The organism is Actinomadura opuntiae (assembly GCF_030283205.1).
Lineage (GTDB): Bacteria > Actinomycetota > Actinomycetes > Streptosporangiales > Streptosporangiaceae > Spirillospora.
Window position 1 is genome coordinate 134,420 of the sequence record NZ_JASNWF010000012.1, and the last position, 15,579, is coordinate 149,998.

The 15,579-nt window shown below is 66.8% G+C and carries 8 protein-coding genes, 1 tRNA gene, 1 pseudogene and 1 riboswitch; of the genes and pseudogenes, 7 read left to right on the forward strand and 3 right to left on the reverse strand.

Annotation, left to right across the window (positions count from 1 at the left end):
* Positions 1-48 precede the first annotated feature (48 nt).
* The 4 genes from QP089_RS26000 to QP089_RS26015 all read left to right on the forward strand — a co-directional run bounded on the left by QP089_RS26000 (position 49) and on the right by QP089_RS26015 (position 7,444).
* Positions 49-3,279: an FG-GAP-like repeat-containing protein gene (locus QP089_RS26000; RefSeq protein ID WP_285914732.1), complete on the forward strand. Its 3,231-nt coding sequence runs from the start codon at positions 49-51 to the stop codon at positions 3,277-3,279.
* Between the two features lie 277 nt (positions 3,280-3,556).
* Positions 3,557-3,705, forward strand: a riboswitch (cyclic di-AMP (ydaO/yuaA leader).
* A 15-nt stretch (positions 3,706-3,720) separates the two neighbouring features.
* Positions 3,721-4,428 carry a CHAP domain-containing protein gene (locus QP089_RS26005; RefSeq protein WP_285914734.1) on the forward strand — a complete coding sequence of 236 codons (708 nt, stop codon included), beginning with the start codon at positions 3,721-3,723 and terminating at the stop codon, positions 4,426-4,428.
* A 150-nt stretch (positions 4,429-4,578) separates the two neighbouring features.
* Positions 4,579-5,178: an RlpA-like double-psi beta-barrel domain-containing protein gene (locus tag QP089_RS26010; RefSeq protein ID WP_285914735.1), complete on the forward strand. Its 600-nt coding sequence runs from the start codon at positions 4,579-4,581 to the stop codon at positions 5,176-5,178.
* Between the two features lie 163 nt (positions 5,179-5,341).
* Complete coding sequence (locus QP089_RS26015; protein WP_285914737.1) at positions 5,342-7,444, forward strand: nuclease-related domain-containing DEAD/DEAH box helicase; 2,103 nt, start codon at positions 5,342-5,344, stop codon at positions 7,442-7,444.
* Positions 7,445-7,562: 118 nt separating this feature from the next.
* Here QP089_RS26015 and QP089_RS26020 read toward each other — a convergent pair.
* From QP089_RS26020 to QP089_RS26030, 3 genes are all read right to left on the reverse strand, one after another.
* Positions 7,563-7,635 (reverse strand) — tRNA-Lys (locus QP089_RS26020).
* An 84-nt stretch (positions 7,636-7,719) separates the two neighbouring features.
* A complete protein-coding gene (locus QP089_RS26025; protein WP_285914739.1) occupies positions 7,720-8,292 on the reverse strand; it encodes a response regulator transcription factor in 573 nt (190 codons plus the stop codon).
* A gap of 131 nt (positions 8,293-8,423) precedes the next feature.
* Positions 8,424-9,215, reverse strand: a complete 792-nt coding sequence (locus tag QP089_RS26030) for a hypothetical protein (RefSeq protein WP_285914740.1) — start codon at positions 9,213-9,215, stop codon at positions 8,424-8,426.
* Between the two features lie 502 nt (positions 9,216-9,717).
* On the opposite strand from QP089_RS26030, the pseudogene QP089_RS26035 reads away from it, so the two are divergent.
* The 3 genes and pseudogenes from QP089_RS26035 to QP089_RS26045 all read left to right on the forward strand — a co-directional run bounded on the left by QP089_RS26035 (position 9,718) and on the right by QP089_RS26045 (position 15,561).
* Positions 9,718-10,480, forward strand: a pseudogene (locus QP089_RS26035) (transposase family protein).
* Positions 10,481-10,735: 255 nt separating this feature from the next.
* Positions 10,736-12,889, forward strand: coding sequence for a protein NO VEIN domain-containing protein (locus QP089_RS26040; protein WP_285914742.1), 2,154 nt, complete (start codon positions 10,736-10,738; stop codon positions 12,887-12,889).
* Between the two features lie 737 nt (positions 12,890-13,626).
* Positions 13,627-15,561: an AAA family ATPase gene (locus QP089_RS26045; RefSeq protein ID WP_285914744.1), complete on the forward strand. Its 1,935-nt coding sequence runs from the start codon at positions 13,627-13,629 to the stop codon at positions 15,559-15,561.
* The last annotated feature ends 18 nt before the right edge of the window (positions 15,562-15,579 follow it).

Consider the following 15,579-nt stretch of genomic DNA (forward strand, 5'->3'; position numbering starts at 1 on the left):
GCGAGGGACATTCGGGTTCCGTGCTCGTGGTGACGTCGGGAGCCTGGTATGCGCGTGCGGCCGGTGATCGGGATGCTGGTGGCGGGGCTGCTCGCGTGGGGGCCCGCCGCGTTCGCCGAGGGCGGCTTCCCCGCGTCGCCGCCGAACGACCCCGACTATGCCCGGGCCGAGGTGCAGGGGTGCGAGAACGGCGTCAACGGCGAGCAGCACGCGCTGTACTCGTTCATGCCGAAGTGCGCGCCGAACGCCAAGGACCCCGAGAACGCGTCCGGGATGTCGGTCGACAAGGCGTGGCGCGAGTACACGACCGGATCGCCGGACGTCGTCATCGCCTACGTCGAGGGCGGGATCAACTGGCACAACGGCGACGCCGCCGAACTGGCCGACAAGGTGTTCCTCAACACCGGCGAGCTGCCCAAGCCGGACGGGTCCTCCGGGTACGACAAGGACGGTGACGGCGCCGTCACCGCCGCCGACTACGCCGGCGACCCGCGCGTGAAGGACGCCAACGGCAACGGCCGCACCGACCCCGAGGACCTGATCGCCGCCTTCTCCAACGGCAAGGACGACGACGGCAACGGCTTCACCGACGACGTCTCCGGCTGGGACTTCTACGACCACCAGAACGACCCCGCCACCTACGACTCCACGTACGGGCACGCCAACGGCCAGATGAAGACGATGGCCGCGCAGACGGACAACGGCGTGCAGGGCGCCGGGGTGTGCCCGCGCTGCCGGGTCCTGCCCGTCCGCGCCGGCCAGGAGGCCCTCGATCGGACGGACGACCTGGCGCAGGCGTGGCTGTACGCGGCGCAGATGGGCGCGAAGGTGATCGTCAGCACGACCGCGGACCTCGGCTACTCCTCTTATATGCGGCAGACCGTCGACAAGCTGTGGCGGGACGGCGTCGTCATGGTCGAGGCGAGCAACGACTTCGACTCCACCGATCACCAGGGCGGCATGTTCTGGCCGCACGTCATCCCGGGCAACGGCCTCGTCCCGAACAGCAAGGGCGTCCCTGACCCGCTGGCCAACACGTTGACCACCACCTACCGGACGCGCTCGGACCAGACGTCGTTCGGCGCCAAGGCGATGTTCTCCGTGGCCACCCAGGGCGGTTCGACGTCGGAGTCCACGCCGACGACCGGCGGGGTGTTCGGGCTGCTGCTGTCGTACGGGATCCAGGTCGGCCGACCGCTGACGAACGAGGAGGCCGTCCAGGTCCTGCGCGCGACGGCCTCCGACATCGACGACCCGTCCCTGCCCTGGCCCGGCAAGCCCGGGTGGGACCGGCAGTACGGGTACGGACGGCCCAACGTCGCCAGGGCCATGCAGGCGGTGAAGGACGGCGCCGTCCCGCCCGTCGGCTCGATCACCGGCCCAGACTGGTACGCGCTTTACGATCCGACGACCACGGACTCGGTGGACGTCACCGGATACGTCGCCGCGCCACGGTCGTCCGGCTACCGGTACGAGCTGGAGTGGGCGCCCGGAATCGAGCCGTCCGACGGCGCCTTCAAGGAGGCCGGCTCCGGTTCGGGGACCTCGCCGCACGACGGGCCGATCGGCACGCTCGACCTGTCCCAGGTCCCGAAGTCGGTGTGGAACGAGCCGTACAGGCTGTCGGACGACAAGGCGCTGTCGGCCAGCGAGCAGTACACGGTCACGCTGCGGCTGCGCGTCTGGGACGCCTCCGGGCGCATGGCGGAGGAGCGGCGCGCCATCGCCGTCCACCATGATCCCGCCTTGCGCCCCGGCTTCCCCAAGAAGCTCGGCGTCGGCAACGAGAGCCAGCCCGCGATCACCGAGCTCCAGGGCCGGAAGGCGATCGTCTACGGCGACGGTGACGGCCGCGTGCACGCATTGGACGGCGCGTCCGGCAAGGAGCTGCCCGGCTGGCCCGTCACGACGCGGCCGACCGTCCCGCAGCACGCATATCCCGGCATCGACCCCGGACATGAGCCGGTCGTGGCGCCCGTCGCGATCGGCGACCTGCTCCACGACGGCGGCCACGAGGTGGTCGTGACCAGCACCACAGGCCGCACCTATGCCTTCGACGCGTCCGGACGGCTCCTGCCCGGCTGGCCGAAGACCCTCGAAGCAGGCGTGACGCCGCCTCCCATCCCGCGTCCCGCCCTGAAGTACACCCGGCTGCCCGTGCGCGGGGCGACCGCCTCACCGGTCCTGGTGGACCTCGACGGCGACGGGCGGCTCGACATCGTCCAGACCGGCTGGGACGGGCGCGTCCACGCCTGGCGCCCGGACGGCTCCGACCTGCCCGGATGGCCCGTCGAAGTGCACATGAGCAACGAACCGCCCGACGGGTACATCCGGATCGACGACCACAAGCTGCCCGGCACGCCCGCCGTCGCCGATCTCGACGGCGACGGGAAGCCCGAGATCGTCCTCCGCTCGCAGCTGTCGGACAGCAAAGGCGGGGGAGAGCAGTTCTACGGGGCCAACTACGCGTTCGCCTACCACGCGGACGGGAAGCCCGTATCGGGCTGGCCCGTCCGGCTGTCGTCGGTCATGACCTTCTACGGCAGCGCGCAGGAGTTCATCACCGAGGGCGTCAACCAGCCCGTCACGGCCGACGTGGACGGCGACGGTAAAGACGAGGTGGCCACCGGTCCGTCGTTCGGCCCCACCTACCTGATCTCCGGGACCGGCAAGATCCTGCGCGACTTCGGCCCGCTCGCCAACCCCGTCCTGGACCCGTCCGCCGTGCTGGGCGGCCATCTGCCCGCCGACGTCCCGCTCTCGTTCACCACGTCCGGGGCGTTCGGCCGGTTCGGGCCGCTCAACCGGCTGAGCTACACCGAGGGCGGATCGGGCGCCGCGTCCCTGGTCGCCGCGCTGCTGTTCCCCGGCAGCGGGCAGCCGATCGGCAACTACCAGCGCGGCTACGACGCCGCCACGGCCCTGCCCGTGCCGGGCTTCCCGCAGCGCCGGACGGGCCTGGCCTTCCTCGGCTCGCCGATCATCGTGGACGTCACCGGCGACGGCCGCGCCGAGGTCGTCGGCGGCGGCGATACCTCCACGCTGCACGCCTTCGGCTGGTCGGGGCAGGCCGCGGGCTTCCCGCTCTTTACCGGCGGCTGGACGATCTGGTCCCCGTCAGCGGGCGATCTGGACGGCGACGGTAAAACCGATCTTGCCGTCACCACCCGCGAGGGCTACCTGTTCACCTGGAAAACCCAGGGCAAAGCCGCCGGCGCCGAGTGGCCGACCTACCACCACGACGACCGGCGCACAGGGCGCTACGGCCCCTTGGGCTGACCTTGGAGGGCCCCGCATCCCCGCCGCCCCGAGATCGTTCCAACTTTTTTGGCGCCGGCGGACTGGCCCGCAGCCCGTGCGTGGCGGGCGTTTTGGGATGTCTTTGCTGGTGGAGCCGTGGTTTGGGACGCGCTTGACGAAATATGGGGCCCCTTGAACCTGTTGTGGATGTGTGACCGACGGGGAAGCCCGTCCGGGGCGCCCGCTTCGATCTGAACGAAGGGCGCATCGAGTCCCTGATCATCAGGACGGCCGATCAAGGCACGTCCGCCGCCGAGTCCGCACAGCGCCGATCACGGCCACGCGGAGCCGGGGACCCACCGAAACACCGGGGTGAATCCGCACCCCCGCATGCGCGGGGCCGCGGTAGGGCCACTTCCACGCCCGAACCCGACAGCTAACCCGGTAGGCGGACTGGAAGAACCTCAGGAGAACCTTCTCATGACCGCTCGTACCTTCGACCTGACCAAGCGCATGGGCACCCGCGTCGCCGCCGGCGCCGTCCTCTCCCTGGCCGGTGCCTTCGGCTTCGCCTCGCTGGTCCCGTCCGCCCACGCCGACACCAAGCCGGCGCACACCGCGCACGTCGTCGCCGCGTCCAAGGCCGACGCCGCGTCCAAGACCGACGCCAAGGGCGCCGAGACCGGCGGCCGGGCCGCCCGTACCGGCGCGACCGCGCAGGACGTCATCAAGCTGGCGCGCACCCAGATCGGCACCCACGAGGACGGGTCCGGCAACAGCAAGTTCAACGACTGGTACGTCGACTCCTCGCTGGGCCAGATCAACGCCCACCGCATCGGCGCCAAGAGCGCCACGGTCTACAAGGGCCAGTCCTGGTGCGACATGTTCGTGTCCTGGCTGGGCCAGAACACCGGCACCAAGGGCATGGGCGCCGACGCCTACACCGTCAGCCACGCCCAGTGGTTCAAGAAGACCGGCCGCTTCGGCCAGACTCCGAAGCCCGGCGCGGTGGTCTTCTTCGCCTGGAACGGCGGCGGCATCAAGGGCATCGACCACGTCGGCATCGTCGTGAAGGACAACCACGACGGCACCATCTCCACCATCGAGGGCAACACCAGCGACGCCGTCAAGGCGAAGGTGCGCGACACCTCGATGGTCGCCGGCTACGGCTACCCCGAGTACCGGTGACCCCGGGCCGCACCGCGGCCCCTCCCTCCCGCACCGACCAGCGGTGCTCCCCCCTTCCCTCCCCCGCACGATCACGACCACGTGCCGTGCGCCGGACCCCTCATGCCCGAACGGCGTGACCCGGCGCCCGTCTCCGAGCGAAGGATGCACATGCAGCAGCGAGCCATCGACACCGCCCTGACCGCCCTGACCGGTACCGCCCTCGCGGGCATGCTGGTCGCGGGCGCGGCGGTCGAGAGCGCCCACGGCGCCCCGGCGGACGAGCCGATGGCGCACAAGGTCACCGGGCAGCAGCACGTGACCGGGCAGCACGAGAAGACCTCCCGCCACACCGCCGGCAAGGCCGCGGCCAAGACCCGCGGCGTCCTGGCCGGCAGCACCACCGCGTCCTACTTCTGGGACGACGGCTCCGGGGTGAACGGCGACACCGGCGCCCCCGCGAGCGGCAAGCCGATGCAGAAGGGCCTGTTCGCCAGCCCGAGCTGGCCCATGAACACCAAGGTGAAGGTCAGCTACAAGGGCCGCAGCGTCACCGGCTTCGTCGGCGACCGCGGGCCGGGCGAGCCGTCGCACCGCGGCGTCATGCTCGACCTGGACACCTACACCTTCCGCAAGCTGGTGGACGGCAAGAAGCCGGCGAGCAAGTACGACACCGGCACCTCGGTCGGCCACCTGAAGGGCGTCAAGTACCAGGTCCTCTCCTGGGGCCACGGCGCCGGCAAGAAGGGCACCCCCAAGCCCCTCGGCTGACCCGCCGCGGACCGCGTCTCCGGACTCCCCGCGAGCCCGACCCGGACCCCGCCCTCGTCCCACCGGACGAGGGCGGGGTCTTCCGCGTCGCGGAGCGGCCCGGAGCGCATCGACGACAATTGCCGCTGATCGGGGAAGAGCGTAACTTCTTGGCGGGATCCGGATGCCGAGCGAAGGCGGGGCGATGGCGGCGGGTGGTTCGGCGAGTGAGCGGGGACGGCGGGCCCGCGAGGAGGCCCTCGCACTGGCCCGCCGGTCGCGCGAGGCCTACCGGCTGGCCGGACGGTTCGAGGCGGCCGCCGAGGCGGAGCGGGTGGTCGCGGCCACGCTCGTCGGGCTGACGGCGGTCGGCTGGCGGCTGCTCGTGGACCGCCGCTGGCCGGGGACCCGCTCCGCGAACGTCGACATGATCCTCGTCGGGCCGGGCGGTGTGTTCGTCATCGACGTCAAGCGCTGGCGCGACCGCCCAGCCGTCGACGCGGGGCATCTGACGGCCGGCGGCGAGCGCCGCGACGAGGAGGTCCGCAAGCTCCTGGCGATGACGCGGACGGCGGAAGAGCAGGTCGGGACGCTGGGGCTGTCCCCGGTCGCGCTGGTCCCGGTCATCGCGTTCGCCGGGCACCGGTTCGACGCGCGCATCGGCAGGGTCCGGCTGCTCGGGCACCCCGATCTCGTCCACGCCCTGATCGGCGAGCCGAGGCGGCTGACGCCCGCGCTGGTGCGGGCCGTCACCGCGCATCTGGCGGAGGCGTTCCCCGCCTACGAGCCCACCGAACTCGAAGAACGCGGCGGCACCGGTCCCGAGGACGGCGGCGACGCTCTGTTCCAGACCGAGGACGTCGAGAAGGCCGCCCTGGAGTCGCTCCTGCACGCGCCCATCGAGCGATGGATGACGTTCCTGCATCCCGACCAGGTGGCCGTCGCCCGCCGCGACTGGAGCGGCCCGGCACGGATCAGCGGCCCCGCGGGGACCGGCAAGACCGTCGTCGGGCTGCACCGCGCGGCCCATCTCGCCGGACGCGGCCACGACCGCGTCCTCTACGCCACCTTCGTCAACAACCTGCCGCGCGTCCAGCGGCACCTCTTCGAGCGGATGGCCGGCGTGTTCGCCGACCGCGTCGAGTTCTCCAGCCTGCACGGCTGGGCGACCGCGTTCCTCGCCGAGCGCGGCGCCGAGGTGCCGCTGAACGCCGCCCGTGCGGACGACGCCTTCTCCCGCGCCTGGATGACCGCCGGCCGCGACAGCGCGCTCGCCGAGATCGACCCGATGCCCGGCTACTGGCGCGAGGAGATCGACCACGTCATCAAAGGGCGCGGGCTGACCTCGCTGGAGGAGTACCGGACCGTGGCCAGGCACGGCCGCCGGACCGCGTTGCAGCCCGCGCATCGGGAGGCCGCCTGGCTGCTGTACGAGGAGTACGAGCTGCTGCGCGAGGAGCGCGGCGTCGCCGACTTCAACGACGTGCTGCTGGCGGCCCTGGCCGAGCTGCGAGAGCGTCCCGCCGATCCGCCGTACTCGGCCGTCATCGTGGACGAGGTGCAGGACCTCACGCTCGTCGGGGTGAAGCTGCTGCACGCGCTGGCGGGGGACGGCCCGAACGGGCTGCTGCTGATCGGGGACGGTCAGCAGGCGGTGTACCCGGGCGGGTTCCGGCTCTCCGACGCCGGGATCGCGGTCAAGGGCCGGGGCGCCGTCCTGCGCACCAACTACCGGAACGCGGCGGCGATCCTGGAGGCGGCGATGGATCTGGTGTCCGGTGACCCCTTCGACGATCTGGACGGGCCGAGCCCGAACGGCCGCCGCGCCGTCGACCTCACCTACCATGACGGACGGGTCGTGCGGGTGGAGGCCGCAGACCAGGAGGAGCACGACCGCCGGCTGGTCGAAGCGCTCCGGGCGCTCGCCGGGGAAGCGGACGGTGGCAGCGCGTGGGCCGGCACGGTCGTCCTGTGCCCCTCGCGCCGGGAGATCGGGCGGTACCACCGGCTTCTCACCCGCGCGGGCATCCCGGTGCTCCGGCTCGAAGGCTACGACGGTCGGCCGGTCGAGGCGGTCAAGCTCGGAACGTATCGGCGGGCCAAGGGGCTGGAGTTCAAGCATGTGTTCCTGCCGTGCCACGACGCGGCCCTCACCGCCCCTTCCGGGGACGCCGCCGCGCGCGAACGAGCCGAACTGGCCCGTCGGCAGCTGTTCGTCGCCATGACCCGTGCTCGCGACCTGCTCTGGCTCGGCTCCTCCGGTACCACCGTCAACGGTTCCGCCTAGCAAAGGCGCGCCCGGAAGACGAGTTTCGCTCGCAACCGTGGAGGGCCGACCGGGTCTTCGGGCAAAGAGAAAGGCCCTCCGGGAGCGAGACTTGCTCGAACCATGGAGGGCCAGCGCGTGCGCCGTCAGGGACTTGAACCCCGAACCCGCGGATTAAGAGTCCGCTGCTCTGCCAATTGAGCTAACGGCGCTTGCCTTTCAAGGGCTCCGGCCTTGGCCGGTGTCCCTGGCGACAGGAAGAACAGTAGCAGGACCCGCGGACCTGTGCGAATCGGTTAGTCGCCGCCCGGCAGGACGCTCACGATGCCGCGCCACAGCGCGATCGCGGTGGCGCGGGAGCTGACGCCGAGCTTGCCGTAGATGCGGTTGACGTGGTTCTTCACCGTCTTCTCGCTGAGGAACAGCTGCCGGGCGATCTCGCCGTTGGAGCGTCCGGTGGCGATCAGGTCCATCACTTCCGCCTCGCGGGCGGACAGCCCGAGCGAGACGCGGTTGGCGTCGCGGACGCAGCGGATCAGGTCGTGGACGGTGAACGCGCCCGGCACCAAATGCCCGCAGGCGCCGCCGCGGATCGCGGTCTCGACGGCGGGGCCGTCGTCGGCGGAGGCCAGCACGAACACCCGGGACGCGCGGCTGAGCGGGGTCGCGTGCTGCGCGGCGCCGGCGTCCAGCAGCACGATGTCGGGCCGCAGCCGCTCCGCCAGCGGCACCGCCGCCGCCGCGTCGTGGGTCTCGGCCACGACCTCCAGCTCGCTGCTGCCGTCGAGCAGGGAGATCACGTCGGCCCGCACGCGGGCGTCGCCGTCCACCACCAGTACGCGCAGTGGGGCGGTCTCATCGACACTCATCCGTCGCCCTTGGGGTGTCGTTGGCGTTTATAGGGTCGGAGCATAACCGTCCGATCATCCTGAGCCAACGAACGAGCACGCGCGCCGCCGCGGCGGCGCCCCCGGTCGCCGGACCGGGGACGGGCGCGCGGTCATGGTGCGGGGAGCCGGTTCGGGCTGTTGAAGCAGAATCGGGGCGGCACCGTCACGGTGGAGGACGTGCCGATCTCGATGCCTTCGCGCGCCGCCAGGGCGGTCACGGCGGGCAGGTGGTCGTCGTTGACGACCGGGACGCGGCGGTCGGCGGGTTCACCGTGTCCGGCGGGCAGTTGCGGCAGGGCCTCGACGCCCGCGCGGGCGGCCACGTCGAGCGCTTCGCCGGCGTCGCGTCCGTGCAGGTCGAAGGCCGCAAGCAGCGATTCGACGGCGGTCCGGTCGACGGCCCCGTCGAGCACCGCGCGCATCAGCGTCCGATAGGCATCCGCCTGGGTGTCCTTACCGATGAGATCGTCCATGCTCAGGGCATCGTCGGCCAGGATGATGGGCAGTCCGTCGATGATGCCCTCGGGAATCGGAGGGCCGCCCCAGGAGCCGTCCCACCAGCGCACGAACGACACCGACCAGCCCTCCTTCACCAGAAGGTCCTGGAGCCATTCCCAGGGCAACCAGCCCGGACCCCCGGCGAGCAGGTCGACGGGCAGACTCTCGATGTGGACGTCGGGGTAGTCGTTGTCGTACCCGTACAGCACCGCCCGGCCGTTCTCCACCCACCTCATCGCCCAGTAACCGTTGCCGATGTCCTCGGTGCGCAGGCCGCCGCCGTCCACGTGAACTTTCCCGGCGCAGTCGTCGAGGTAGGGGGCGAGCATGGCCTTGACCACGCCCCGGGCCCACAGCTCTCCGGGCGGCGGGACGTCCGTGGCGACGGACTCGTCATAGGTCACGGGGCTTTCCTTTCGTGGGGAGTCCGCCGTCCGACGCCCGCGCGCCCGCAACGGTTCCCCGCGAAAGCAAGAAGCCCCGGACGCCTCCGCGGCGACCAGGGCTCCCGTTGCCTGGGGTGAGTGAGGGGACTTGAACCCCCGACATCTTGGACCACAACAAGGGACCATGGGGGGCGTGACAGCCTGCTCGCATCCGTACGACCACGTCAGAGTGGGTATCGCCAGGACTTGGCGCCGTGCTTCGCCGCGCCTGAACGCATCCTGCCGGGAGGTCTCCGCTCCCACTCTGCTCCCACCGCCTGGGCGTCGCTCGCCATCGCACTCAGCGAGCGATGGGCAGCCCACAGCTGGACGCGCTCTCCCCTTCGACAGCACTGAGTCTTTTCCAGCTTGATCGTGCTGGTCACAAGGTGGTTGCGGTGGGCTGAGGTGGGCGGTGCCGCGACGAGGCCCCTGGTAGGAGCGAAGTCGACCAAAACAACAGCCCTGCCAGGAGCCTCTGGTGTTGTTCTACCGCGCTGCGCTGGATCTGTCGCCCGCTACCCGCGTGGCCGAGCTGATCGCCGGCCACCGCGACCGGATCGGTGCACGCTGGCGTGCGTTGAAGCCCGGCCGCCAGGCGCTGCTGGTGCTGGTGCACCTGCGCTGCAACGAGACCTTCGCCCGTCTGGCCGCCGCGTTCGGTGTCGGCCTGGCGACCGCGCACCCGCTACGTCACCGAGGTCATCGCGCTGCTCGCCGAGCGGGCACCCGACCTGCGCGAGGCAATGCGAATCGCGGCACGCAAGGCCTACGTCATCCTGGACGGCGCCCTGGCCCCCATCGACCGGCTGTCGGGGGCGGGCGACCGGCTGTACTACAGCGGCAAACACCACCGGCACGGGGTGAACATCCAGTTCCTGACCGACCCGCACGGCCGGCTGATCTGGGCGTCGCCGGTGCTGCCCGGCTCGACGCACGATCTCACCGCCGCCCGCGTGCACGGCATCATCGACGCGCTCACCGGCCGCGCGATCGCCTGCTACGCCGACAAGGGGTACGTCGGCGCGGGCGCGATCGGGACGCCCTACAAGCGCCGAAAGCGCCGCCGGCCCGGCAAACGCAAGAAGCTGTTCAACCGGCACCACGCCCAGGTCCGGGCACTCGGCGAGCAGGGCGCCGCCACACTCAAGGCCTGGCACATCCTGCGCAAGGCCCGCTGCTCCCCAAGCCGCCTGACCACCATCGTCCAGGCGATCCTCACCCTCCACCATCACGCCCACTGAGGTTGGAAAGACCTCACTGTCAGGACACACCATCCAGTACTCTGCTGAACCATCCCGGTCATTATGGAGGTATTCGTGTCGCCTAGCGTTTCCCTCTACGGTCCAGTCGGCCAGATCGCCAAGCAAGTAACGAATCGCCGCGGTGTGGATGAAGTGGCAGCCTACACAGTCCTTCTGAGCGTATGGTCAGCTGCTATAGCCGATACGGTCTCCATGGTTTCGAGGAATAGGCTGCGTCCCCCGCTTGTATGGACCGTGCTCGTATCGAACGAAGGTGACTCATCGGCTGCGGCCTTTGAAGCGGTTTTGGAGACGCTGAGGGAGACTGAATCGAGCGTTCTGGAGGGCATCGTTTATGGTGCCGTGACCACCGTGAAGGCTTACGAGAACCTAATCAGAAAGGCGCTACGCGATAGTCGCAAGTCGGCAAAGACCTACAACGTCTTGTGTGCAGGATCGCCAATTGTTGCGCGCGGGCGCGCGCCGTTTTCATTCCAGGCTGGACTCGAAACATCTGTTCGCTCTTCCTGGGACTATGGTGAGCAGCGGGAAGTGCATCAATCTCCCAATGGGCAGGATGACGAGCCCATGCCTAATGTTGGTGTTCAGTGGACGATAAGCAAGGACGCCTGGTTGCGGGGATTTGATAGGGTCTCCGCCGCCACTAGCAGTCGAGTCATGTCGATCCTTGCTGGACCTCCGGACTTCGGTCTCAAACACGACGACACCGCAGGTGCTGTTGGCGAGATCGGTCGGGCGTACGAATGGGCTACCGCTCAACAGCACAATATCACGTTCACGCCTGCGGCGCAAAACAAATTGAACGCTGCCTATGGCACGATAGAAGACTTGAGCGATAGCCCTGATCGGTCATTCTATATCGAGGGTCCGGAACTCCATTTCGTTAGATCTTTCGAGCATCTGCTGCGCATCGCGACGTCTCTGGCTGCAGCAGACCGATCGATGGTTGTGCGCTGTGCTCACGTGGTTGCAGCATGGTCTTTCGTTCGCAGGTCCATTTGGGACACGGTGGAGCTACTTGAGGCCAAAGGCAGCACCAATGAAGCGCTAGCGTCAGCGCGCAACAAATCGTCTTTGATCGACGAAATTTTTGAAGTTGCGGCAGAGAATGACGACGTCACTTCCGTTTATGGCGATGCCCCTGAGATCGTCGCGCGATCGGGTCCACGACGCGATCGAGGCAATTTCCGTGTTCAGCGCAAGGAGGGGGGGACCTCGCCGAGCGTTGCCAGTACTGATGGCGGCAATGCCACTAAACGGATCGAGCTGCGGCCAATGCTCCCCGGCGACACCGCAGAGGATGCCGCACGTCAAGCCAACAAATTGGTGGCCCCCACCGTGAGGGAAGGCCGGACGGTGTTCACTTCACCCACAGGTTCCCTGAACCGGTGGTGGGACCAAGACCCCGCAGAACGGTTCTGGATGGAGATCACTGACCGCCCCGACCTCGGCAGCAACCTGCAGGCACTGCAGCGCAACGGTACCGGCGGGGAGTTCTGGTCCTACTCACTGGTCACTGCGATCAAGCCCGGTGACGTGGTCCTGCACTGGCACAAGAGCCTGCACGGCCAGCCCGGCATCGTCGGACACTCCATCGCCGCCGATGGTCCTTACGACGACCAGCTGATCTGGGACGCCCGTGGCACCTACGGCCAGCAACGCCCCGTCAACACTCACCCCCAACCGGCCTGGCGGTATGAGCTGACCGGGTATACCCCGCTGCACGCCCCGATCGGTCAACAGGCTCTCCGCCCTCTCGAAGACCAGCTTCACGCAATCAAGTGCGACTTGGAAGCACGCATCAACGGGCCGCTGTATTTCCCGTTTGTCTTCTCCCCGAGTCGGCCGCTACGCACCGCACAGGCGTACCTGGTCAAGGTCCCCGCAGCTATGCTTAACCTGCTTCCCGAACTGGCCAGACTCAACGACCTTGTGCCCGCCGCCAGTACGTCAAGGCGGGTGCTCGCCCGTCTGCGCCGCCCACGCTCGCGGACCGGTGCCGGCTACCTGGCCGACCCAGCCCTGCGCAAAGCCATCGAAGAGCACGCCGTCCGCCGAGCCCGTGATCTCTACCCGGACCATGACATCACCGACGTTGGTGCCATCTGCTCCTACGACTTGCGGGCCGTCAAAGGCGACGAAGAGATCCACATCGAGGTCAAAGGTTCCACTGGTACCGCCGACGCGGTCGAACTCACCATCAACGAGGTCACTCACGCCCGGACCACTGCCCGCACCGACCTGGTGGTCGTCGACCAGATCACCTGGCAACGCCAATCCGACGGCACCATCCAAACCAGCGGAGGGCGCTGCCGTCACTGGACCACCTGGCAACCCGATGAGATGGATCTCCGACCGACCCGATACCGCTACACCCTTCCGAACTAGCGGTTCCAGAGGTCACCGCCGAGCAGTCACGTCGCAAGCGCGCTTCGGCGAGCGCGCTTGACCCCAGCTACCGGCGAGCGTGATCGGCTACCTGCTGTCCGGGCTGGAGGCGTCCGCCAGAGTCCGCCTGGGGACGCCCCGCGCCGCCTGCGTTGCTGTACTTCTTGGCTGTACTTCACCGCAGCACTGACCGCCCGGAGCGGGCCGTAGGCCACTTGGGGTACGCCGCTCGTCTTTTGGGCGGCACGCCGGGCCGAAGTCCCTCCCTCCCTCTCGCTTCCACAGACTCTCGGATACAACTAGCCTTCTCCGCCTCTCTCCAACCCCCAGCCAGATCAGGTGGCTGATCGGCCACTGGTACACGCAACCGTGCTTAACCTCTGCGAGAACCGCTTAGGGCCACTAACGCCATGGTCGGAAGAGAGGACTGCCCAGCCTCGAACGGATCTCTACCTGCGCCTCACCAGACGACAGGTCGCTTCATCTCGTTCTGAACAGTGTCCGGTTTTTCGGAGGTCGGCGCAGACATTGGTCCCGAGCACTTGGATGGGGTAAGCGGAGCAGCGCTTTTTCGTCTCGGTAGGGCCGGACGGCAAAGAGTCTCCTAGCCCAAGCAACAAGGTCAGGCCGGGGCAAACCGGGCACATGCGAGCAGCCCTCGACTTAGGATTGATAGTGTTGGAGGGTGGGTGCCAGCAAGGGCAAGATGGGAGAGATGCATGCGTTTGGTAAACGTAATGGCTGAGAACTATCGCGCGTTCAAGATCGCGAACATTCAACTATCTACGGACGGACTCGTGCTCGTTGCTGGCGCCAATAATACGGGCAAGTCGGCACTACTTTCCGCCATTGACCTCGTTGCTGGAATTGATTCCGAGGCAAGAGATATTCGTCACGCACAGGCGAGCACTCCAGCGCGCGTTATTGCGACCTTTTTGCTGGAGGAGCGAGAGCGCTCACGACTCCTTGAAGGAATGGTTGATAGGATAAAGCGGCGAGCTTTTCTTTCTGAGGGCTTCTTGAGTCGACTTGAGTATCATTTTGAAGAACGAGGGAGGTACGGGATAGGGCTCGTCGAAGTGCGAGGTGAATGGTACGGGGAAATGAACATAATGGGCCGCATCAAATGGGATCCGGTCGGCGACGTTTCGAATTTCCTGATCAGCTCCGAATTCATTGCAGATCAACCTCAGGCGAGCATGATGATTAGTCGTGGGCAATTTCATGGAGATCCATGGATCGATCCCAACTTCCCCGACATCCCCCTTTGTGAATCGTTGCTTGAGTGGCGACAACGCTATTATCATTTTCGGGCCCTACGCCCCGGAACGGCGCGTACGATGGGACTATCGAGTGACGATAGACTTGACCCAACAGGCCAGAATCTTCCTGGCGTTCTACTAAATCTTAAAACGCAGCGAGAAGAAATCTTTGAGGAGTTGCGTCATCTTATCGCCGAGATGGTGCCGGAGATCGGCAAATTGGAGATTAGAACGCAAGAAAACCGACTTCAGATCACGTTTTCCAATTCATATACACCGGGCACCGAGCTTAATCTTAAGGATCTTGGAACTGGGGTGGAGCAACTCTTGCTCACAGCTGTGGTGGGGCTAATTGAGGAGTCGCCATTTACCTTGATTATTGAAGAGCCGGAGACAAATCTTCACTCGGCCGCACAACGCGCCTTGTTGAATCTATTGAGCGGGTGGGCTACGGATCGTCAAATCATTGCTGCGACTCATAGCCCTGTTATGCTGGATTGGTCTCCCGGTGACGGTCGGCTCTGGCTGGTCACTAGAGAAAAGGGAGTGTCTAATGTCGCCACAGTGGGAAACGATCCTCTAGCGGCGCTCAACTCACTAGGTGTCAGACCGTCTGATATTCTGTCCGCAAACCGGGTGCTGGTGCTTGAGGGGCCATCGGACGAGGAAGTTTTTGCTGCCTGGTTTCCTCACCTCATTAGAGATCCACGCGTGGCTGTATTGTTCGGTGAAGGCGGAGACAATGCCCGTCATGGCGATCGGTTCGCTAAATGGCTTGTGAGTGGGGAACGACTCGGGCTGCAGCGAGCCCTTTACATTCGTGACCGTGATGAGCTTTCAAGGGAAGCGCTTGAGAAGCTAGAGAAGTCGTCAACAGTATTTATTCTTTCTCGCCGCGAACTTGAAAACTACCTCCTCGATCCTGAAGCGATAGCTTCCGTGCTCAAACGCTATATAGATGACGAAAACGAGGCTCCTGATGCCAGTGATGTAGTCACAGCAATGGAGAATGCAGCCGAAAATCTTCGAGAAGTCGTCGTAATCAATCGTGTAGCGCGTGCAGTTAAGCCGCCACGAATGTTGATGGATCATCAGACTCGGCGCAGACTCGTTGAAGATCGTGCAAATCTGGAAGAAATTACGACAACAGTTCTTGAACGACTTGCTAGTGTCGACGAGATTAGAGCACAGATCGCGTCCTCATGGGCAAGTGCTCGGGAGGACGTAGATGGGCGCACTAGGAGAGATTTGCTGAACGTTGCGCCAGGCGAGGAAATTCTGGATGCCGTATTTAGGATTTTCACGGGCCGACGTTATAGGAAGAGAGTTGACGGTCCGGCTATTGCGAAAGCTATGGTTGACGCCCCACGTGAAATCCAGGAGGAATTGGAAAATTTTATGGCCGACTAGTTGGGCGGTGTAATGGGT

Coding starts and splice junctions, on each gene's coding strand:
- QP089_RS26010 (WP_285914735.1), top strand. CDS start 4,579: ATGCAGCAGCGAGCCATCGACACCGCCCTGACCGCCCTGACCGGTACC.
- QP089_RS26015 (WP_285914737.1), top strand. CDS start 5,342: ATGCCGAGCGAAGGCGGGGCGATGGCGGCGGGTGGTTCGGCGAGTGAG.
- QP089_RS26005 (WP_285914734.1), top strand. CDS start 3,721: ATGACCGCTCGTACCTTCGACCTGACCAAGCGCATGGGCACCCGCGTC.
- QP089_RS26025 (WP_285914739.1), bottom strand. CDS start 8,292: ATGAGTGTCGATGAGACCGCCCCACTGCGCGTACTGGTGGTGGACGGC.
- QP089_RS26045 (WP_285914744.1), top strand. CDS start 13,627: ATGGCTGAGAACTATCGCGCGTTCAAGATCGCGAACATTCAACTATCT.
- QP089_RS26000 (WP_285914732.1), top strand. CDS start 49: ATGCGCGTGCGGCCGGTGATCGGGATGCTGGTGGCGGGGCTGCTCGCG.